This is a genomic window from Brevibacterium sp. 'Marine', from assembly GCF_012844365.1.
Lineage (GTDB): Bacteria > Actinomycetota > Actinomycetes > Actinomycetales > Brevibacteriaceae > Brevibacterium.
In genome coordinates this window covers 3,842,896-3,863,410 of record NZ_CP051626.1, presented here as the reverse complement: position 1 = coordinate 3,863,410, position 20,515 = coordinate 3,842,896, and the positions used below count along the sequence as shown (strand labels likewise).

General features: G+C 66.1%; 16 protein-coding genes. 6 read left to right on the top strand and 10 right to left on the bottom strand.

Going from position 1 to position 20,515, the window contains the following annotated elements; genetic code table 11:
• Window positions 1–183: 183 nt before the first annotated feature.
• Window positions 184–1,680 (top strand): cardiolipin synthase, encoded by a 1,497-nt coding sequence (gene cls / locus HF684_RS17295; RefSeq protein WP_169253492.1) that lies wholly within the window; start codon window positions 184–186, stop codon window positions 1,678–1,680.
• Between the two features lie 169 nt (window positions 1,681–1,849).
• Here cls and HF684_RS17290 read toward each other — a convergent pair whose 3' ends face one another.
• Both HF684_RS17290 and HF684_RS17285 read right to left on the bottom strand, forming a co-directional pair.
• A complete protein-coding gene (locus tag HF684_RS17290; RefSeq protein ID WP_169253491.1) occupies window positions 1,850–2,245 on the bottom strand; it encodes a YtxH domain-containing protein in 396 nt (131 codons plus the stop codon).
• 240 nt (window positions 2,246–2,485) lie between these two features.
• Window positions 2,486–3,520, bottom strand: a complete 1,035-nt coding sequence (locus tag HF684_RS17285) for an agmatine deiminase family protein (protein WP_169253490.1) — start codon at window positions 3,518–3,520, stop codon at window positions 2,486–2,488.
• Between the two features lie 200 nt (window positions 3,521–3,720).
• On the opposite strand from HF684_RS17285, the gene HF684_RS17280 reads away from it, so the two are divergent.
• From HF684_RS17280 to HF684_RS17270, 3 genes are all read left to right on the top strand, one after another.
• The gene (locus HF684_RS17280) at window positions 3,721–4,896 is read left to right on the top strand and encodes a CoA transferase (RefSeq protein WP_169253489.1); all 1,176 of its coding nucleotides are present in this window, start codon (window positions 3,721–3,723) and stop codon (window positions 4,894–4,896) included.
• A 302-nt stretch (window positions 4,897–5,198) separates the two neighbouring features.
• A complete protein-coding gene (locus HF684_RS17275; RefSeq protein ID WP_169253488.1) occupies window positions 5,199–5,987 on the top strand; it encodes a DUF5819 family protein in 789 nt (262 codons plus the stop codon).
• Window positions 5,977–7,218: an HTTM domain-containing protein gene (locus HF684_RS17270; RefSeq protein WP_248279014.1), complete on the top strand. Its 1,242-nt coding sequence runs from the start codon at window positions 5,977–5,979 to the stop codon at window positions 7,216–7,218. The genes HF684_RS17275 and HF684_RS17270 overlap by 11 nt, the downstream gene beginning before the upstream one ends.
• 372 nt (window positions 7,219–7,590) lie before the next feature.
• Here the strand turns inward: HF684_RS17270 and clpB are convergent, their stop codons facing one another.
• Window positions 7,591–10,197 (bottom strand): ATP-dependent chaperone ClpB, encoded by a 2,607-nt coding sequence (clpB, locus tag HF684_RS17265; RefSeq protein ID WP_169253487.1) that lies wholly within the window; start codon window positions 10,195–10,197, stop codon window positions 7,591–7,593.
• 223 nt (window positions 10,198–10,420) lie between these two features.
• The gene (locus tag HF684_RS17260) at window positions 10,421–11,998 is read right to left on the bottom strand and encodes a Na+/H+ antiporter (RefSeq protein WP_169253486.1); all 1,578 of its coding nucleotides are present in this window, start codon (window positions 11,996–11,998) and stop codon (window positions 10,421–10,423) included.
• Between the two features lie 108 nt (window positions 11,999–12,106).
• On the opposite strand from HF684_RS17260, the gene HF684_RS17255 reads away from it, so the two are divergent.
• Entirely contained in the window at window positions 12,107–12,886 is a 780-nt protein-coding gene (locus HF684_RS17255) for an enoyl-CoA hydratase (RefSeq protein ID WP_169253485.1), read from the top strand.
• Window positions 12,887–12,919: 33 nt separating this feature from the next.
• Window positions 12,920–13,852, top strand: coding sequence for an NAD(P)-dependent oxidoreductase (locus HF684_RS17250; protein ID WP_169253484.1), 933 nt, complete (start codon window positions 12,920–12,922; stop codon window positions 13,850–13,852).
• A gap of 41 nt (window positions 13,853–13,893) precedes the next feature.
• Here HF684_RS17250 and HF684_RS17245 read toward each other — a convergent pair whose 3' ends face one another.
• The 6 genes from HF684_RS17245 to HF684_RS17220 all read right to left on the bottom strand — a co-directional run bounded on the left by HF684_RS17245 (window position 13,894) and on the right by HF684_RS17220 (window position 20,503).
• A complete protein-coding gene (locus HF684_RS17245) occupies window positions 13,894–14,733 on the bottom strand; it encodes an SDR family NAD(P)-dependent oxidoreductase (RefSeq protein WP_169253483.1) in 840 nt (279 codons plus the stop codon).
• Complete coding sequence (locus HF684_RS17240; RefSeq protein WP_169253482.1) at window positions 14,730–16,493, bottom strand: FAD-binding dehydrogenase; 1,764 nt, start codon at window positions 16,491–16,493, stop codon at window positions 14,730–14,732. The genes HF684_RS17245 and HF684_RS17240 overlap by 4 nt, the downstream gene beginning before the upstream one ends.
• A 250-nt stretch (window positions 16,494–16,743) precedes the next feature.
• The gene (pheA, locus tag HF684_RS17235; RefSeq protein ID WP_169253481.1) at window positions 16,744–17,682 is read right to left on the bottom strand and encodes a prephenate dehydratase; all 939 of its coding nucleotides are present in this window, start codon (window positions 17,680–17,682) and stop codon (window positions 16,744–16,746) included.
• The gene (locus tag HF684_RS17230; protein WP_169253480.1) at window positions 17,679–18,503 is read right to left on the bottom strand and encodes a glycosyltransferase family 2 protein; all 825 of its coding nucleotides are present in this window, start codon (window positions 18,501–18,503) and stop codon (window positions 17,679–17,681) included. The genes pheA and HF684_RS17230 overlap by 4 nt, the downstream gene beginning before the upstream one ends.
• 82 nt (window positions 18,504–18,585) lie before the next feature.
• Complete coding sequence (locus HF684_RS17225) at window positions 18,586–19,464, bottom strand: DUF5926 family protein (RefSeq protein ID WP_169253479.1); 879 nt, start codon at window positions 19,462–19,464, stop codon at window positions 18,586–18,588.
• Between the two features lie 124 nt (window positions 19,465–19,588).
• Window positions 19,589–20,503 (bottom strand): RelA/SpoT domain-containing protein, encoded by a 915-nt coding sequence (locus HF684_RS17220; protein ID WP_169253478.1) that lies wholly within the window; start codon window positions 20,501–20,503, stop codon window positions 19,589–19,591.
• Between the last annotated feature and the right edge of the window lie 12 nt (window positions 20,504–20,515).

Genomic DNA, 20,515 nt, shown 5'->3' with positions numbered 1-20,515 from the left:
CACCTTCGCTCTCAGCAATTGATGTCACCGTCCAGTATGCCCGGGATCGGTCAGACGGCCGACGGCGGGGTGGGCCGGGTGGGCCCGGGGCGGGCAGGATACGATGGGGGACAATCTGACATCCTCCAGCGGAGGCCGAAAACCCAAGCTGTGACGAACAGGGCGGAGCTGAACGGGCACTATATGAGCAGTTTCGGGATCTATCCGTTCTTCACGATCGACCAGGCGTGGCCGAACTGGCTGATCATCATCCTGCTGTTGATCGACCTGATCATCCGCATCATCGCGCTCGGCTGGATTCCGCACAACCGCAGGCCGTCGGTCGCGCTCGGCTGGCTGCTCGCGATCTTCCTCATCCCCTATGTGGGCATCGCGGCGTTCCTGCTGCTGGGTTCGGCGAAGCTGCCGAAGCGACGGCGGGACAAACAGTCGAAGATGAACGATCTCTTCCGCGATCAGATCCGCTACCAGGCGATCGTCGGGCGCAGCGACCATATGCCCGAGCCGCTGCGCACCGCGGCGCAGCTCAACTTCGACCTCGGTGCTCTGCCGATGACGCACGGCAACTCCTTCGACCTCCACGTCGACAACCATGCCTGCATGGAGGCGATGGCCGACGCCGTCGACCGAGCACAGCGATTCGTCCACTTCGAGTTCTACATCGTCGCCATCGATGACACGACGAGGCGGCTGCTCGAATCGCTGTTGAACGCGCACCGGCGCGGAGTGAGTGTGCGGATCCTGATCGATCATGTGGGTTCGCTGGGCTACCCGGGGTATTCGGAACTGGTGAAGAAGCTCGACGGCTCGGGCGTCAGCTGGCGCCGGGCCCTGCCGATCCGACCGTGGAAGGGCGAATACCAGAGGCCCGACCTGCGCAATCACCGCAAGATCCTCGTCGTCGACGGGCAGGTCGCGTTCACCGGTTCGCAGAACATCATCGACCGCACGTACAACAAGGCCCGCAACCGTCGGAAGGGCTTCCAGTGGAAGGACCTGTCGGTGGAATGCCGGGGGCCGGTCGTCGAAGAGCTCGATGCCGTGTTCATCGCAGACTGGTATTCGGAGACCGATGAGATCCTCGACGAACCCGACAGCTTCGAACTCGAGGCCCCCGAGTTCGGCGGCATCCAGGCTCAGATCGTGCCGTCGGGTCCGGGGTTCGAAGACGAGAACAATCTGCGCCTGTTCAACCACCTCATCTACAACGCGAATCACCGGGTCGTCGTCTGCTCACCGTATTTCGTGCCCGACGAATCGCTGCTGCACGCGCTGACGACGGAGGCCAGATCCGGGGTCGATGTGCGCCTGTACGTCGGTGAGACGAGCGACCATTGGCTGACCCACAAGGCGCAGCAGTCCTACTATGACGAGCTGGTGCGGGCCGGGGTGCGGATCTTCATGTACCACGCTCCGACGGTGCTGCACTCGAAGTTCCTCATCATCGACGACGACGTCTCGATCATCGGTTCGTCGAATATGGATGAACGGTCATTCGCGATGAACCTCGAGGTCACCCTCTTCATCGTCAACAAGGAATTCACGCAGCGCATGTATGACCTCGAAGCCGAACGCTACGCGCCGAATTCGGTCGAACTCAATGCCGAGGAATGGGAGGCGCGACCGCTGCTGAAGAAGTATGTGGAGAACGTGGCCCGCCTGACGAGCTCACTGCTGTAGACGCCGAAGGGCGGCCTGCCGCGGCAGCTAATGGACGCGGGTGGACGCGCTGGTGGACGCGGGTGGAATCCGCGAACGGCACAGAAAAAGGTGAACAGCCCAGTTTCCAACATGGGCTGTTCACCTTTTTCTGGGCTGTTGCCGACTGACTCAGCCAGTCGGGCGCCTCTCAGTCGTCGTCGGCGACTCCGGCCGGGCCTTCGTCGTCGAGGTGACGCTCGGGATCGGCAATCGTGTCCTTGGCCTTCGGTGACGGCGAGTGCTTGGCGGCACCGCCCGATGCCTTCGTGCCGGCCGAATCCTCGTCACCGTCGAATTCGGAGACCGGAGTATTCGTGGCTGCGGCGGCATTGACCTTGTCGGCCGCGGTCTGCACGGCATCGGCGACGGCCGGCGACTTCTCGCGGATCGACTGGTTGGCTTTTTCCACGGTGTCCTGGACGCGCGGGTCGGTCCACAGTTCCTGAGCCTGGGCCTTCAGCCGTTCGTAGCTCTGGCGCCCGGTGCGTGATCCCAGGATGAATCCGACTCCGAGACCGGCCAGGAGAATCAATCTCTTCTTCATGGTCTTGCTCCTCTTCGCAACTCGACGTCACCGTATTCGGCTCTGCTGTGCGACACAGGTCCGGGCAACGATGTGGCCGCGCACGGGCACTGTGCCCTCTGGAACCACCTTATACCGAGTGGGGCCCGTACGGGTATGGATTGCGCCGCCAAAGCGGATTCCCCACGGCCACCGGGCCTGCACGCTGCGTCAGCGGGAGTCGGGCCGGCACGCGGTGATTGCGATTGTGCCCTGTCCGGCTCAGCCGAGACTCGGCTGCTGCTGAGTGATGCAGTGGATTCCGCCGCCGCGGGCGAAGAGTTCGCGAGCATCGACCCCGACGACCTTCCTGACCGGGTAGACGCGTTCGAGCACGGCAGCCGCCTCGGTGTCCATCGGATCATCGAAAGTGCACGCGATGACCCCGCCGTTGGTGACGAGATGATTGACGTACGAGTAGTCGACCCATCCCTCCTCGTCGCGCAGCACCTCGGGAGCCGGGATCGGCACGACCTCGAACGGTGTGCCGTCGGCCGTGGTCTCGGCCGCGAACTGCTCCTTGAGTCCGCGACTGAATTCGTAGTCCGGATGCTCGGGATTGCGCTGATCGTGGACGAGCACGACGCCTGGGCTGGGCATCGCGGCGACGATGTCGACGTGTCCTCGGGTGCCGAAGGTCTGGTTGTCCCGGTGGAGTCCGCGGTCGAGCCAGATGACCTTCTTCGCCCCGATCGTCCGCGCGAATTCGGCCTCCACATCGGCCTCCGTCAGCCCCGGGTTGCGCCCGGGATCGAGTTGGACGCTGCGCGTGGCGAGCACGGTGCCCGCACCGTCGACGTGGATTCCGCCGCCTTCGTTGCGCAGATCCGAGGACACCACGGGAGTCCCGGCGAGGTCCGCGACGAATTTCCCGATGTGCTCGTCGTGATCCCAGCTAGCCCATTCCTGCGCACCCCACCCGTTGAACACCCAGTCCACCGCGCGCAGCGTGCCCGCATCGTCGATGACGAAGCTCGGCCCGATATCGCGCATCCACGCATCGTCGAGGTCGGCGTTGACGATCGTGATCCCATGGGTGATCCCCTCGCCGAGGTGGCGCTTGGCATGATCGGTCTGTGCCCTGGTCACCACGACCGTGACAGGGGTGAATTCGCTGGTGGCGCGGGCGACGGCCGCCCAGGTGGCGCGTGCGGCCTCGGCCTCTGCTTCCGTATCGCCGAGGGCGTAGCCCGACGACGGGAACGCCATCCAGACTCGATCCTGGGCGGCGGTCTCCGCCGGCATGTGCAACGTCATCGTTCGTCCCTTCGCTTGGCCGGTCACTGAGCCCGAGTGTAGCCAGAATCTCGCCGAGGCGGTCGACGGATTTCGTTGTCGACCCGCCCGGCTCTCGGCTCGTTTCCGCTCTCGCGCAACCCACAGTCCGGGGCAGCCATGTCGATTCCGTATAGTCAGGCGGAGAACAGACAAGTCGAACGTGCCAAGGGAGGCATCAGTTGTCAGCAGCGGACGCAGACGCAGCATTCGGTCGGCAGGGGACGGGGCCGCTGGCCGGAACCGTCGTGGCCGACTTCTCGCGAGTCCTCGCCGGCCCCTACGCGACGATGATGCTTGCGGACCTGGGCGCCACGGTCATCAAGGTGGAGGGGAAGACCGGGGACGATACCCGTCACTGGGCGCCGCCTCGGCGAGGGGACGATGCGACGTATTTCCTCACGGCGAACCGGAACAAGCACTCCGTCGTCCTCGATTTCAAGGACGAGGACGATCTCGCCTTCGCGCAGCAGCTGGCCGCGCGCGCGGACGTGCTCGTGGAGAACTTCAAGGCCGGGGGTCTGGCGAAGTACGGCCTCGACTATGACACGGTCAGCGCGGTCAATCCCGGAATCGTCTACGCCTCGGTGACGGGTTTCGGCCGCGACAACCCGCAGCCCGGCTACGATCTGCTCATCCAGGGCTTGTCCGGATTCATGTCGGTCACAGGCTCGGAGGAATCGGGCCCGGTCAAGGCCGGTGTCGCCGTCGTCGACGTGATCACGGGGCTGCACACGGCCGTGGGCATCCTCGGTGCGCTCAATCACCGCAAGGACACCGGGGTCGGTCAGCTGGTGGAGACGAATCTGCTGTCCTCGGCGCTGTCAGGTCTGGCGAACCAGACCTCGGCGTATGTGGCCGGCGGTGTGGTTCCGCAGGCGATGGGCAACAAGCATCCGAGCCTCTACCCGTACCAGCCGATGCCCACGGCCGAGGGGCAGATCATCATCGCGTGCGGCAACGACAAACAGTTCGCCCGGCTCGCCGAGGTGCTCGGGCACCCCGAATGGGCTCATGATGAGCGGTTCGCGAACTTCGCCGACCGCAACGTCAACCGCGATGACCTCGAACCCGAGCTCATCGCCGCGCTGAGTGAGAAGACGAATCAGGAATGGTTCGACATCCTCACCGAGGCGGGGCTGCCCTGTGCACCGATCAACTCGATCGCTCAGGGCGTGGACCTGGCATCGTCGCTGGGACTCGAACCCGTCGCCGAGGCGGGTCAGGGAGATCGCGTCATCCCCACGGTCCGCAACCCGATTCGGCTGTCCGAGACCCCGCCCAGCTACGAACTGGCCCCGCCGATGCTCGGCGATTCCACCGAAGCGGTCAAGGCGTGGCTGCGGGCCGGCGAATAGGCTGCGGCGCTCTGACGTGGGCCGTCCGCCGTGGTCCGGCTGACGTGGGCCGGCTGCCGTCCTGCGAGGCGGCCGTGCCTGCGACCGCGACTGGTGGGTCATCGTGCGTGCGGTGGTCGCGGATGATGGGTCATCGTGCGTCTGATGACCGCGAATGATTCTGCCGGCACCCGGGCGGGCAGCGCCACAGCTGAAGTACGCTATTGACTGTGCGTTGTCACCGAGGGAACTGCGAAACGACCAACGAGGCGCGGCACCTGCAGTGACGACAGTCGTAACCCCAAGAGAATTCCGGAACCGAGATGGACAATGAGCCGACCGAGGTCACACCTCGGCGACGTTCGGCGGTGAAACGGACCCTGATGGTCATCGCGATGGCGATCACGGGGTTCCATATCTTCGCCAGCTTCCTGTGGATCGCCCCTGCGTCGACGATGCGGGAGGTGATTCCCGGTGATCTGCTCTCCAAATACATGATCCCGCTGTGGGGACAGTCGTGGAGCGTGTTCGCCCCCGAACCGATCAACGGAGACTACTACTTCGATGTGCGCGCGGTGATCACAACCGACAGCGGCGAAGAGATCACTCAGTGGGTGCGGGCCACCGACGTCGAACTCGACCACTCCACCTACAAGCTCTTCCCGCCGCGGTCGGCGGGACTGGGCATCGGAGTGGCCTCGGACATCAAGGGCTCGTGGGAGGATCTGCCCGACGACCAGAAGGCGATCGTCAAACTCGACTACTTCAAGGGCGATGACTCCGTCGACCGTCTGGAGACGAAGCTGAAGGAGTACGACGACCCGGAGAACGCGATCCCGGCCTACCTGGAGAGCGAACACCTGGCCACGGCCTATGCGACACAGGTGGCGAAGGCCATCTGGGGCGACGATGTCCAGCGCGTCCAATACCAGGCCGCCCGTCAGAACGTCGTGCCTTTCGCCGACCGCAACGACAAAGGCGCGAAACGTCCGAACATCCAGCCCGTGCCCGTGGGCTGGCGCGCCCTCGTCGTCGAAGACCATCAGTCCCAGGAGGAATTCACGAAGTACTTCTGCGCCTCGGACGAAGTGAGGTGCGTCGGTGAACAGTGACAACACGACCCGCAGGGACGATCGTGACGCCCAGGTCACGGACCAGCGGACCGGCACGACCGCCTCGGCGCAGGACCCCGCACCCGAATTCGGGCTCGTCCCGGTGACGACCCTCGTGCGGACGAAGCTCGCGCAGGGGTGGAACTGGCTCGAGGAGATGCTCACCGGCCGCTACCACGCGACCTACGGGCTGGCGGTGACGCGGATCCTCATCGGCCTCACCGGGCTCGGCCTCATCCTCACGAACTTCAGCGCCCGGCACTACGCCTTCGGTGTGGGATCAGCCTGGAACGGCGAGATCGCCGAACCGAAGAGCGACTTCCCGAACATCTGGCTGTTCTCCCTCTTCCATCGGGCGGTGACTGTGCCGCCGCTGTTCACCGCGATGATGATCGGACTCGCGCTGCTGGCGATCGTCATCATCCTCGGCTGGCGCACGCGCATCGTCCTGCCGATCTACCTCGTGCTGTGGGTGAGCTTCATCGAGCTCAACGACGGGGCGGGGGATCAGGGCGACAATGCCTATCGGATGTTCATGATCGCTCTGCTCTTCGCCGATACGACCCGCCGGTGGTCCCTCGATGCCAGGCGGCGGGCGCGGAACCCGGAGTTCCCGGACAACGACGGCGGTCAGTGGCGCTGGGCGCTCATCATGGCCAACAATCTGGCGATCGTCGTGCTCGCCTTCCAAGTGTGTGCGATCTACATGTCGGGTGGTCTGTACAAGGCCGGAGGTGAAGCCTGGCAGCACGGTTTCGCCGTGTACAACCCGCTGCACACTCAGCAGTTCGGCACGTGGCCGGTGCTGTCGGACCTGATGACGGCGTGGGGGCCGATGGTCGTGGCGATCTCGTGGGGATCGATCCTCTTCCAGTGCGCCTTCCCGTTCATGCTCTTCAACCGCTACACCCGCATCATCGCGCTGCTGGGCATCCTGTCCTTCCATTTGGGCATCGCGCTGCTCATGGGCCTGCCGTGGTTCTCGCTGACGATGATCGCCGTCGATGCGATCTTCATCCGCGACCGTTCGTTCGCGAAGGTCAGCGCCTACCTGCGGCACTGGTGGACGTCGTCGGCGCCGCGGGATGCTGGTGGGGCTTCGGGCGGTTCGGCTGGTGGCCGCGGCGGTTCGGCCGGTCGAGTGGCCGGTGGCCGCGGTTCCAAAGACACTGTTGCGAAGGCCGGCGGGAGTGCCAAGCCGAAAGCTTCTGCCGGGCCACGCAAGAAGTAGTCCGCGTGCGCTTCGACGCCGCAGGCTCCCGCGGCAAGTAGACCGCGCGCACAGCCTCCAGCCCACGGGGCTCGGCGTTCAGCAGACGCAGAATGGGACACGTTTCTCTGAAATGCTCACCGAGGAAAGTGAGCGATTGGTAAGAACATGTCCCATTCGACTCTGTGCTCCGGTTCAGTGCCCTCGTTCTGTGCCGCCTGAGGGAACTGCGCCGCAACGACTGTCGGCCACTCCTCCTGTCGGCGCAGACATTTGCAGTTCCCGCGTTCGGCCGACATCGGTAGGCAGAACAGCCCAGTTTGAGTTGGATAGCCCATGTTCAAACATGTGCTTTCCAACTCAGACTGGGCTGAACCCGCGTGACCGGGAGCCTCAGCGCTTGGGGCGCAGCTCCAGGCCGGTGGCCTCGGGATCCTCGGGCAGGTCGACGACCACGGTGTCCCCGTCGACGATGTCGCCGGCCAGCAGCGCGCGGGCCAGTTTGTCGCCGATCTCGCGCTGGACCAGCCTGCGCAGCGGCCGAGCACCGAACGCCGGATCGTAGCCTTCGAGGGCCAACCAGTCCTCGGCGCCCTGAGTGACCTCGAGCGAGACCCGACGGTCGGAGAGCCGGCGGGACATGTGCGCGATCTGCAGATCGACGATCGACGCGAGCTCGGTCTGGCTGAGCGCATCGAAGAGCACGATGTCGTCGAGGCGGTTGAGGAACTCGGGCTTGAACGTCAAATGCACGACATCGAGCACCTTGGACCTCTGCTCCTCGGTCGACAGGCTCTTGTCGACGAGGAACTGCGAGCCGAGGTTCGAGGTCAGGATCAGGATGGTGTTCCTGAAGTCGACCGTGCGTCCCTGACCATCGGTGAGCCGACCGTCATCGAGGACCTGCAGCAGGATGTCGAAGACACTGGGGTGCGCCTTCTCCACCTCGTCGAGCAGGACGACGGAGTACGGGCGACGGCGGACCGCCTCGGTGAGTTGGCCGCCCTCGTCGTATCCGACGTAGCCCGGAGGGGCGCCGACGAGGCGGGACACGGTGTGCTTCTCACCGTACTCGCTCATATCGATCCTGATCAGGGCCTTCTCGTCGTCGAAGAGGAAGTCCGCGAGAGACTTCGCGAGCTCCGTCTTGCCGACACCGGTGGGGCCGAGGAACAGGAACGAACCGGTCGGACGATCCGGATCGGCGACACCGGCACGTGAACGGCGGATGGCATCGGAGACCGCGGCGACGGCGTTCTTCTGCCCGATGAGACGCTCACCGAGGATGCCCTCGGCTCCCAGCAGCTTCTCGACCTCACCCTGGACGAGGCGTCCGGCGGGGATGCCCGTCCACGAGGAGACCACCTCGGCGATGTCATTGCTCGAGACCTTGTCCGAGACCATCTGATCCGATTCCGTTCCCGCCTCGGCCTGGGCTTCGGCGGCTTCGGCATCGGCGATCTCCTTCTGCACGGCGGGGATCTCGCCGTAGAGCAGACGGGACGCGGTCTCGAGGTCCGTGTCGCGCTGAGCCTTCTCGGCGGCCGAACGCAGCTCGTCGAGCTTCGTCTTCAGCTCACCGACCCGGTTGAGACCGGCACGCTGGGACTCCCAGGTGGCCTCGAGTCCGCGCAGCGCCTCCTCCTTGTCGGCGAGATCGGCACGCAGGGCACTCAACCTCTCGATCGAGGCGGAATCGGTCTCCTTCGCCAGGGCCATGTCCTCCATCTTCAGGCGGTCCACGGCACGGCGGAGCTCATCGATCTCGACCGGAGCCGAATCGATCTCCATCCGCAGGCGGGACGCCGCCTCGTCGACGAGGTCGATGGCCTTGTCCGGCAGCTGCCTGCCGGTGATGTACCGATTCGACATCGTCGCGGCCGCGACCAGGGCGCCGTCGTTGATCGAGACCTTGTGATGGGCTTCGTAGCGTTCCTTGAGCCCGCGCAGGATGGCGATCGTGTCCTCGACGCTGGGCTCACCGACGAACACCTGCTGGAACCGCCGCTCGAGGGCGGGATCCTTCTCGATGTTCTCGCGGTATTCGTCGAGCGTGGTGGCGCCGATCATCCGCAGCTCACCGCGGGCGAGCATCGGCTTGAGCATATTGCCTGCGTCCATCGAGGAGTCCCCGCCGGCACCGGCACCGACGATCGTATGGAGCTCGTCGATGAAGGTGATGATCCGGCCGTCGGCGTTCTTGATCTCCTCGAGCACGGCCTTGAAACGCTCCTCGAACTCGCCGCGGTACTTTGCGCCGGCGACCATGGCAGACAGATCGAGGCTGATGAGCGTCTTGTCGCGCAGCGATTCGGGCACGTCACCGGCCACGATCCGCTGGGCCAGGCCTTCGACGACGGAAGTCTTGCCGACGCCGGGCTCACCGATGAGGACGGGGTTGTTCTTCGTCCGGCGGGAGAGCACCTGCACGACTCGGCGGACTTCCTTATCGCGGCCGATCACCGGGTCGAGCTTGCCTTCCCGGGCGACGGCGGTGAGGTCGATGCCGAACTTCTCCAGCGACTGCATCGTCTCCTCGGGGTTCTCCGAGGTGACCTTCTTTCCGGCGCGCAGCTCGGGCAGGGCCGCGAGCAGTGCTTCCCTGTTCGCTCCATTCGCGCGCAGTGCCTCACCGGCACCGTCCTTGCCGGCCGCGGCGGCCAGCAGCAGGTGCTCGGTCGAGACGAACTGATCGCCGAGTGCGGTCATCTCCTCCTGTGCGAGGTTCATCATCTCCAGGCCGGCGCGGGAGAGTCCCGGCTGGCTGACGGTGGAACCGCTGACGGTGGGGAGTCCGCTGATCACGGATTCGACGGACCGCAGCACGGTCTGCGGGTCGGCGCCGACCTTCGTCAGCAGGGTCGCGGCGAGCGAATCGGGCTGGCCGAGCAGGGCCGCGACGAGGTGGGCCGGTTCGATCTGGTTGTTCTTCCGGGCGACGACGTCGTTGACCGCGGCCTGCAGCGCCTCCCGGGACTTGGTTGTCATCTGTGCGTCCATGTACGCATCTCCTTCTTGCAATTCTGTGCTGATTTCAGCTCTCGAAAAGAACAACACCGACAAAGTTGAGTCTATTCCGCTCAACTTTGAAAATCGAGAGGAAATTCGCCGAGGCGGCCCGCCCGGATGCGGGTCACCGTCCGGCCGTGGCCACACCGGTCAGGGACCGGCCCGGAGACCCAACCGGGACCGGCCCGGAAACCCGCCCGGGAGCGGCCCGTTCCTACCGGGTGATGACGGACTGCAGGTCGAAGCGGTGGAGCACCTTGTCCGCAACCTCCGGATCGGTGCCGCGCTCACGACGGGCCTTGAGCACCTCGGCGCGGGCGGACTGCATGGCCTTCTTCTGCACGGCCAGCATCTGCTCCCGGTGTTCCTTGAACGCCATCGCCTGCTCCGAACTCGCCTGGTCATCGGTGGTTCCGCTGAGCTGATCGTGCAGGACTTTGAACCTCGCGCGCAGTGGTTCGATGATGTCGTCGGGCAGGCTGTCATCGTTCTTGATCTCGCGCATCGCGGCCTTGTAGGCGCGCAGTGCGATGTCCCTGGTCGCCTGATGTTCCTTCTCCGCTTCGTCGTCGATGCCGAGGACAGCGACGACTGTCGGAAAGCTCAGGCCCGCCAGCACCAGAGTGACCAGCAGGACCACCGCCGCCGCGACGACGACATAGGACCGGCCCGGGAAAGGGGCTCCGGAGGCCGTCGTAGCCGGGATCGACAGGGCGAGTGCCACGGTGGCCAGGCCGCGCATCCCGCCCCAGGTCATCAGTGTGGCATCGCGGACGCTCAAGGGTGCGGCGTCGGGATCCTCCTCGCGTCTCTTGCGTTCGATGAGTGTGCCCAGCAGCAGCCACACGAAGCGGACGGCGACGACCACGACGGCGATGAAGCCGCCGACGAGCAGCGCTCGCCCGAGGTCGGCATGCTCGGATTCGACGATGAGGCGCAGGTCGAGGCCGATGAGTCCGAAGGCGATTCCCGTGACGAGCATCTCGAGGACCTGCCACGTCGAATTCTGTGTCACCCGCTCCGCCGAGTTGCCCGCGACATCGCGGCGCCGCACCTCGAGGGCCGCAACGACGACGGCGATGACCCCGCTGGCGTGGAAGTGCTCGGCGACGAGGTAGACGCCGAAGGGCAGGACGAGCATGAGGGAGGACCGAGCGATCGTGTGATCGATCTTCTCCATCACCCACCAGGCGGCGAAGGACAGGACCAGACCGACGAGGATCGCCACGACGGCGGAGACGACGAACGACACGGCCAGGTCTGCAAAGTCCACCTCGGTGCCGGCCAACACCGCGGCCATTGCGGTCTGGAAGATGACCAGGGAGGCGGCATCGTTGAACAGGCCCTCGCTCTGCAGGGTCGACATGATGCGGCGGGGGATGGACACGGTGCTGGCCACGGCTTCGACGGCGACGGGATCGGGCGGGGCGAGCATTGCGCCGAGCGCGATGGCTGCGGCGATCGTGATTCCGGGGATGAGGAAGACCGCGGACCCGGCGACGGCGGCTACGGTCACCCCGACCAGGGCCACGGACATGCCGAGGATCGTGCGCCACCGGATCGCGAACAGCGCCCACGATGTCTTCTGAGCGGCGGCGAAGAGCAGGGGCGGCAGGAACAGGGGGAGGACGAGCTCCGGATCGATGGCCACCTCGGCGAAAGTGGGGATGAACGCGCCGGCGATGCCGATGAGGACCATGAGCGCCGGCCACGGAAGCTTGAGCTTCTGCCCCAGACCGACCACCACCGAGGTGGCGGCACCGAATCCGATGATCATCAGCAGTGTGGTCATGCCAGTCCTTCCGTGCCGCTCCCCTCGGGGCGGATGGGTCCGGAGGCGGGCGGAAATCGTCGGCGCAGATTCCGCGCCGGACCCGGCGGCCTTTGGCAGAATGAGGCTATGTCGGAATCAATTGTATTCGGCCACCTCGACGACGGGGTCGCGGCCGTGACGATCAATCGGCCATCCACGCGCAACGCGCTGTCGCTTAAGGTGATGGAATCCCTCATCGACACCCTCACCGAGGTGGCCGACCGCACCGATGTGCGCGCAGTCATCTTGTCGACCGCCGGTCATGTTTTCAGTTCCGGTCATGACCTCACCGAGATCCGCGGGGCGGATCTGGAGACGCAGCAGGTCACGTTCGATGCCTGTGCGCGGCTGATGCAGCTGATCCGATCCATCCCGCAGCCGGTGATCGCGCAGGTCCAGGGCGTGGCCACGGCGGCCGGGTGCCAGTTGGCGGCGACCTGCGATCTGGCCGTCGCCGCCGAATCCGCCAGGTTCGCGACCCCCGGGGTGAAGATCGGGCTGTTCTGTTCGACTCCGATGGTGGCGCTGTCGCGTGCGGTGCCGGCGAAGCAGGCGATGCGGATGCTGCTGACCGGTGATTTCGTGACCGCTGACGATGCGCTGACGTTCGGTCTCGTCTCGGATGTCGTCGCCGATGCCGATCTGGAGTCGGCCACCGTGGAATTGGCTCGCAAGGTCGCGTCCGCCTCGTCGGCTACAGTTGCCCTAGGAAAGGCTGCGTTCTACGAACAGCGGGAACTGCCTGTGGCCGATGCCTATGCGCGGATGTCGCAGGTGATGGCGGACAACGCCGTCGCAGCCGATGCGCAGGAGGGGATCGATGCCTTCCTGAACAAGAGGGAACCGCAGTGGCAGCACCGCCGCTGAGGCGGAGGGTGTGACGATGAGAAGAGGACCGTCGTGTCGGTGATAGTGACCGGAGCCAGCGGCTTCATCGGTGGTGCCATTGCACGGGCGCTCGCCGATCGGGACGAAACGGTCTATGCCCTGTGCCGGAGAGACCCCGAGATCCCCGGGGTGAACTTCCAGCACTGGGACATCACGGAACCCGCTCCCGCGTCGGTGACCTCGTTGGCCAAGAGCGTGACTTCGGTCTTCCACTGTGCCGGAATCTCTTCGGTCAGCGCCGATGACGACGATCTCTACGCCGTGAAGGTGACGGGCACGCGTCATGTCCTCGATGCCTTCCCGGTCGCCCGGATCGTCCACCTGTCCTCGACGACGGTGTACTCCGAGACCGAACCCCACACCGAGCTGTGGGAGGAAGCCGGGCCGAAGGATCCCAGCGAATTCGCCGACGCCTACTCCCGCACTCACGCTCTCGCCGAGCAGCTTGTCATGAGGATCCGCCCCGATGCCGCGATTCTGCGGCCCGCGTCGGTCTACGGTCCGGGGGAGACGATGCTCATGCCGTTCCTGTCGAGGCTGGCGAAGAAGGGTGTGCTGCGGCTGCCCGGCGGCGGTCGGCAGAAGCTCACCCTGACGCATGTCGACAATGTGGTGCGGGCCGCTCTCGCCTGCCTCGACGTGCCGTCGGCGGCGGGACCCTTCAATATCGGCGACCCGATTCCGTACCGCCTCAAAGAGGCGATCGTCACGCACTTCGCGCGGATGGGCTACGACCAGGTCGTCATCGAAGGCGTGGCGAAGGACAAGGCGCTGGTCGCGGCGAAGCTCGGACTCAAGATCAAGGGCGTGTTCAAGCGCGGGGACCGAGCGAAGCTCTTCCTCGTCAAGTACCTGCAGTCGGACCGGACCTACAACCTGTCGCGGCAGCAGCGGGTGCTCGGCATCTCCACCACGCAGCACCTCATTCCGTCCCGCCTGCAGTAGTCAGATGGCCACTCCGCCGCCGGACCCGGCGACTGAGACGCTCACCGTTTGAGGCCATGCTGGGCGGCGACGATCTTCGATACGAGCTCGCGTGGAAGCACACGCCTCAGTAAGAACGGCAGCGGCGCTCTGCTGCCGACGGCGTAGAACTCCCGCGGCCTCGGAGCGATGATCGCATCGACGATCGTGGCCGCAACCTTGGCGGCCGGAATGCCGCCGCGTTCGTTGGCGTCGAGATGCTCGAGCATCGTCGTCACGTCCTGCGTATAGGGCGAACCCTCGTCGAGGTACTTCGTCCGCCGCAGCCCGATGCCCGTGGCGATCGATCCCGGTTCGACGGTGCTCACCCACACGCCGAAAGGTGAGAGCTCCTGCCGTGCCGCCGAGGCGAAAGCGCGCAGAGCCGCTTTCGCCGCAGAATACGAACTGCGGTGAGCTAAGGGGAAGCTGGCGAGCATCGACCCGACCATGATGATGCGTCCCGCCCGCCTCGAACGCATCCCGGGCAGGACGAGTTGGCTCAGTCGAACGGGTCCGAACACGTTCGTGCGGAAGAGCCGTTCGATCGCCTCGGCCGGCAGCTCTTCGAACGGACCCGACTGGCTCTCCCCGGCGTTGTTGATGAGCACATCGATGCTCTCGAGCAGACCGAGCCCGTCGAGTTCTCCGGCCAAGCGGTCCGGACCGTCCGGGTCGGCGAGATCGAGCCGAAGATAACGGACGCCGGGGATCCGATCGGCAGGGGAGATGCGGTCCGGGTTCCGGCTTGTCGTCAGCACTGTGCAGCCTTTCGCCGTGAGCGCCTCGGCGACGGCTCTGCCGATTCCCGAAGTGCCGCCGGTGACTAAGACTGTGAGGGCTGAACGCGCGCTGCCGGTCACGAGTGCGCTGCTTCGCCTCGTGCAGACCCGCTTTCCGGCCGCCCAGATGTCACCGCATGACTCGCCTCTGCGGCAGCGCGCCCGGCACGCAGGCCGGAGAAGATGCACCCGCCGAGGAACGTTCCCTCGAGCGCGTTGTACCCGTGCATTCCGCCGCCCCCGAACCCGGTGACCTCCCCGGCCGCGTACAGGCCAGGGATCGGTGTGTTCGAGTCTGTGCCACCTGCGCTGTCACCAGTAACGGATCCTGCCAAGACCTGCCCGTCGAGGTTCGTCTCCAGCCCGCCGAGGGTCTTGCGTGAGAGCAGGCTCAGGCGCACAGCGATGAGCGGGCCGTGTGCCGGGTCGAGGATCTTGTGCGGCTTGACCGCGCGCACGATCTTGTCGCCCAGGTAGGACCGGGCATTGTGGATGGCCTGGACCTGCGCGTCTTTCGAAAACGCATGCTCGGTCTGCCGGTCTCGCTGCCGGATCTGCTCAACGAGGTGGTCGTGATCGATGACCGGTCCGCGGGAGCGTTCGTTCATTCCCGCGACCAGTTCCTCGGTGGTGTCTGCCACGACGAAGTCGGAGCCGTACTTCTTGAAGGCTTCGATCGGTCCCGGAGCGTCGGAGGAGCGCACCCGATCGAGCGTGATCCGGATGTCCTTCTCCGTGAGGTCCGGGTTCTGCTCCGAACCGGACAGCGCGAACTCCTTGCGGATGATCGACTCGTTGAGCACGAACCACGAATAGTCGTGCCCGGTCTCCAGGATCGTGCGCATCGTCCGATTCGTATCGAAGCCGGGATAGTTCGGCGCCGGGAACCGGTTGCCCTCGGCGTCGAACCACATCGACGACGGACCGGGAATGATCCGGATCCCGTGCCCCGGCCAGATCGGATTCCAGTTCTCGATTCCCTCCGTGTACGCCCAGATCCGGTCCCGGTTGATGAGGCTGGCTCCGGCATCCTCGGCGATCTGCAGCATCCGCCCATCCACATGAGCGGGCACTCCGGCGAGCATCGTGTCCGGGAACTCGCCGAGGCGGTCGACCGGCCAGTACTTCCTCATCAGTTCGAAATTGTGTCCGATGCCGCCGGTGGTGACGATGACGGCGGGAGCCCGGAATTCGAAGTCGGTGAGTTCCTCGCGGTTCGATTCGACTCCGCGGGCCGTGTGGCTGGGCGCGAGTGAGTGCCCGCGGACGCCGACGACGGCCCCATCCTCGGTGATGAGCTCGTCGACGCGATGACGGAAGGCGAACTCGACGAGCCCGTCCGCCTCCGCGGTCTCGACGGGTTCGCGGAAGACCCGGACCACCTCGGGGCCGGTGCCCCAGGTGAGGTGGAAGCGCGGCACGGAATTGCCGTGCTCACCCGCACCGGAACCTCCCCGTTCGGCCCACCCGACGATCGGCGTCAGCCGCAGGCCCAGGTCACGCAGGTACTGGCGCTTCTCCCCGGCGGCGAACTCGAGGTAGGCCTCCGCCCACTTCCGGGGCCAATGATCCTCGTCCCGGTCGAAGCCCGCCGAGGTGGCCCAGTCGTCCTTCGCGAGCTCGAGCGAATCGTGGATGCGCAGCCGCCGCTGCTCGGGGGAGTCGATGAGGAAGAGCCCGCCGAGGGACCAGAACGCCTGCCCGCCGAGGTTCGCCCGGTTCTCCTGGTCGAGGATGAGCACGCGCTTGCCGGCCTGCGTGAGTTCATGGGCGGCGACGAGTCCGGCGAGTCCGGCCCCGACGACGATCGCATCGGGGGATGTGCGGCTGTCTGTGTCCATCATCGACTCCTCTGTCGTCTCCGCCGGTGTGTGAACCGACGTTAAGTGGGTTCAGATTGTCCGAAATGGGCCGGAATCTGACAATCTGGACCCACTTACCTACCAGTAGGTTTCAGTATTGCAGATTTTCCCGGCGAGCAGAGGCGCAGGCGGTCCGAAGTCGAGCGCAATCGTCGCGTGCCGCGACGGACAGCATGTCGCCTGTCGCACTCAACGGCGAATTGGGACGGGGGCCACCGGTCGGAGTCCATCAGCCTTCGAGGGTGCGCCCCAGCCAGTCGGCGGCTGCGGCGAAGGACTCGTCCGTCGTCGTTGGGTCGACCGGCACCACGGCCCCGTCGGAGCTCGGGTAGCTGCCGAGGAAGTGCAGTGTCAGTGCCGCCCGGTGAACGCCCTGCAGAGCCTCGGCCATCCGTGCTTCATGAATGTGCCCGAGCAGATCGATCGAGAACTGGTAGAGGCCCAACCCGTCACCGGTGGGACGGGACTCGATGCGGGACATATTCACCCCGCGGCTGGAGAACTGTTCGAGCAGTTCGAGCAGCGAACCCGCCCGGTCCGAGCGCAGGGCCGCGACGATGGTCGTCTTATCGGCGCCGGTCGGAGCGGGCAGAGGGCCCGGGCGGGTGACCACGACGAATCGGGTGACGGCATCTTTGCGGTCGCCGATGTCCTCGGCGACGACCTCGAGTCCATAGCGATGGGCGGCCAGCGCCGGGCAGACCGCGGCCATATGGTCACCGGCATCATTGGCCAGATCCCGGGCGGCCGCGGCAGTCGAGGACGTCGGCAGGTAGACGGCTTCGGGGAAGTTCTCGTTCATGAACGCCCGGACCTGCGCTTCGCCGTGCGGATGCGAACCGAAGGAGGAGATCTCTTCCCTGGTGGTGCCGGGTTTGACGGCGAGGACGAAGCGGACGGGCACGACCACCTCGGCGATGATCTGCAGACGCCCGTTCTCGGTGAGCGCATCGATCGTGGCGGGCACCCCGCCTTCCAGCGAGTTCTCGATCGGCACGACAGCGGCATCGCAGTCACCCTCGAGCACCGCACCGAGTGCCGAGGGGGCGTTGCGCATCGGATGCGTCGTGGCCTCGGCGCGCAGGTTCCGGGAGTCGAGGAAGCTGAGCAGGGCCGCCTCGGTGAAGGTGGCCTCCGGGCCGAGATAGGCGAAACGGTTGAGGCTCACTTGTCGGACTCCTTCTGGTTCTCGCCGTAAGATGCGCCGCCGGCTGACCCTGCGCCGCCGGCGGGTGCCCCGCCATTCCGCTTCGCGCGGAGGCGGCGGACGAGGAGCGCACGGGCGACGTCGCGGTACTGCGCGGCACGGTGCAGCTGCGCCTTGAGATCGCGCCCGGTGACGCGGTGGTGGAGGTCGCATTCGACCTCTTCGACGCGCAGACCGGCGCCCACGACGTCGATGGTCATGGCGGCCTCGACGCCCCATCCGGCGGCGAAGGGAAGGGCCGCGTCGAAGGCCTCCCTCGACAGGCAGCGCATTCCCGACAGCGGCTGGGTGGCGTCGAATCCGGAGAGTTCGGCGATGCCCTTCTTCGCCAGTCCGACGACGAAGCCGAAGCCTCCGCCCTTGTGTTTCTGGGCGGGCAGGATCGCGATCGTCATGTCCGCCCGACCGGCGAGCACGGGCTCGGCCAGGGGGGCGGTGTTGATGGCGGAGTCCTCGAGGTCGCCGTCGATGAACAGCAGCGCCCGGTGGTGCGGGTCGACGCCCGGGTCCGCATCGGAGATCTCCCGATTGCGCACAGCGAAGGCCCCGGTCATCATGGCCGCGGCCTTGCCTTTGTTCTTCGGGTGGGTGATGACCTCGGCGCCGGCCCGGCGGGCCCGAGTTCCCGTGTCATCGGCCGATCCGTCGTCGACGACGAGGACCAGGTCGACCCCGGGGATCTGCTTGGCCGCGGTGACGGTGGCACCGATCCGCTGGGATTCGTTCATCGCGGGGATGATGGCGGCGACCGCCTCGGGGGCGGGGTGCGGCTGTGCGCTCATGTCGGTTCTCCTGTCCGTCACCGGCACCGAGGCGGGGCACCGTTTCCGGGTCCCGCCTCGGTGATGGGGGTGGTGACGGATATCAGTGGATGGTCAGCTGGCGGGACACGATGCCCGAGCGGACGCGGCGGGCCTCGGTGCTCATCGGCTCGGTCGTGTTCAGTGCGTCGTCGAGGCGTTTGCCGAACGCGGTGATGGGCTCTTCGACGTCGTCGACCTGAGTGCCGAACTCGAGTTCCCAGACGGGGACGATGATGCCGTGGGCGCGGAAGTAGCCGAGGAAGGTGCCGATTCCGCCGAGGTCGTTGGCGTTCTCGGCCTGCAGGCGGGCCATCGCATCGACGACGCGGTCTTCGCCTTCGGGGCGGGCCCAGCGGACGTAGGTGCGTCCGGACATCTCGGTCCAGTAGGCGGAGTCGACGGAGGCGAGCTTCTCGGTCGGGGCCACGGAGTCGTTGGCCTGCTGGAGGGCGGCGGCGACGTCGGCATCGGATTCGGCTTCGGGCAGGGCCCAGTAGTCGAAGTTCTCGAGCACGCGGACGTCGAACGGGTGAGAGGTGTCAAGGATGTCCTGCAGGCGTGGGCCCTCGCCGGATTCGGTCGTCGCTTCGATGGAGGTGCCGGGTTCGGCGGCGACGGCGGCCAGGAGGCCGCGGGCGACATCGCGCGAGGCGTCGGTCGAGGACACGGGCACCTGCATTCCGGCCAGGATCGCACCGTCGTCGCGACGCCAGGCCTGCCATGCGGCGGGCAGCAGGGACGTGATGGTCACCTCGTGGCCGCCGTATTCCTCGGTGAGCTTCGCGGTCGCGGTGGCCGCGGGCACGAGTTCACGCAGGCAGATGAGGTCGGCTTCGAACGGCAGGTCCGCGAACGGACGGGCGACGAATGCCGTGGCCTGCGCCCTGGCGAGGCGTTTGGCGATGAGTTCTTCCTTGGAGCGCTTCGACTTCTTTCCCATGGGACGCAAGTCTAGTCGGTGGAGCGGATGCTGGGCTGTTGGGTTCGCAGGCGGGTCTGCGGCGGCGGGGTCAGATGCGTCGAACGCGACTGAGCGCAGTCTGTCCGAGCTGATGCGCGGCCGTTCAGCCCTCGTGGCCGACGGGGATGAAGTAGCGCGTGGTGTTCGATTCGTCCATCCGCACCTGCAGCTTGTCGCCGGGGTGGGGGAAGGCCGAGCGCTCCGGATTGTCGGGAGTCAGCCCGAGCGTCTCGAGCCGGATGATGCCGTGGCGGCCCACCTCGTCGGCGGCGAGGACATAGGAGTGGTTGAGCTCCCGGATCGTGACCTCGATGGCCGGATCGGTCGGTTCGTCCGCCTCGGCGAAGGCTCGCGGCGGCGCGGAATTGCCCATGCCCAGATACGCGCCGACGTCATCGGCGATCAAGCCGGCCACGGAATCGGCCTGCGCCATCAGACCGGCGAGGATGACCGACAGCCGCTCCTGCTGGGCATCGGATTTCAGGGCCTGGCCGGGTTTGAACAGGTGCTCCTCTGCCAGCACGCACCACGCGTCCTGCATGATCGTGCGCAGCTGGAGTTCGACGAGGACGGAGGGTTCGGAGTCGAAGGGGACTTCGACGATGAGGTGGCGGCCGCGGTATCCCGAGGGTTTCGGGGTCGCGGAGTAGTCGCGCACCTCGGCGATGGAGAGGTTGGTGTCGTCACTCACCTCGGTGAGCAGGTCCCACAGGGCGGACTGTTCGCGTTCGGTGCGGCAGATGACACGGGCGCCGACGACATCGATGACCTGGTTCTCGACCTCGACGGATTCGTGGATCTCGTCATTGGCATCGGCGAGCTTGCGGCGCAGCTTCTCGCCCGTGCGCAGCCGATCCTTGATCCGACCGTCGACGACGCGGATTCGGTCCCCGGAGAGCAGAGCGGACGGAGCACGGACGGACTCGACCCAGTCGTTGACCGTCTCGAGCGCGGCTCTCCAGGTGGACTCACGCCGGTCGTAGGCTTCGTCGACCAATTCACGGACAGTTGCTGACATCCTCGTCACCTT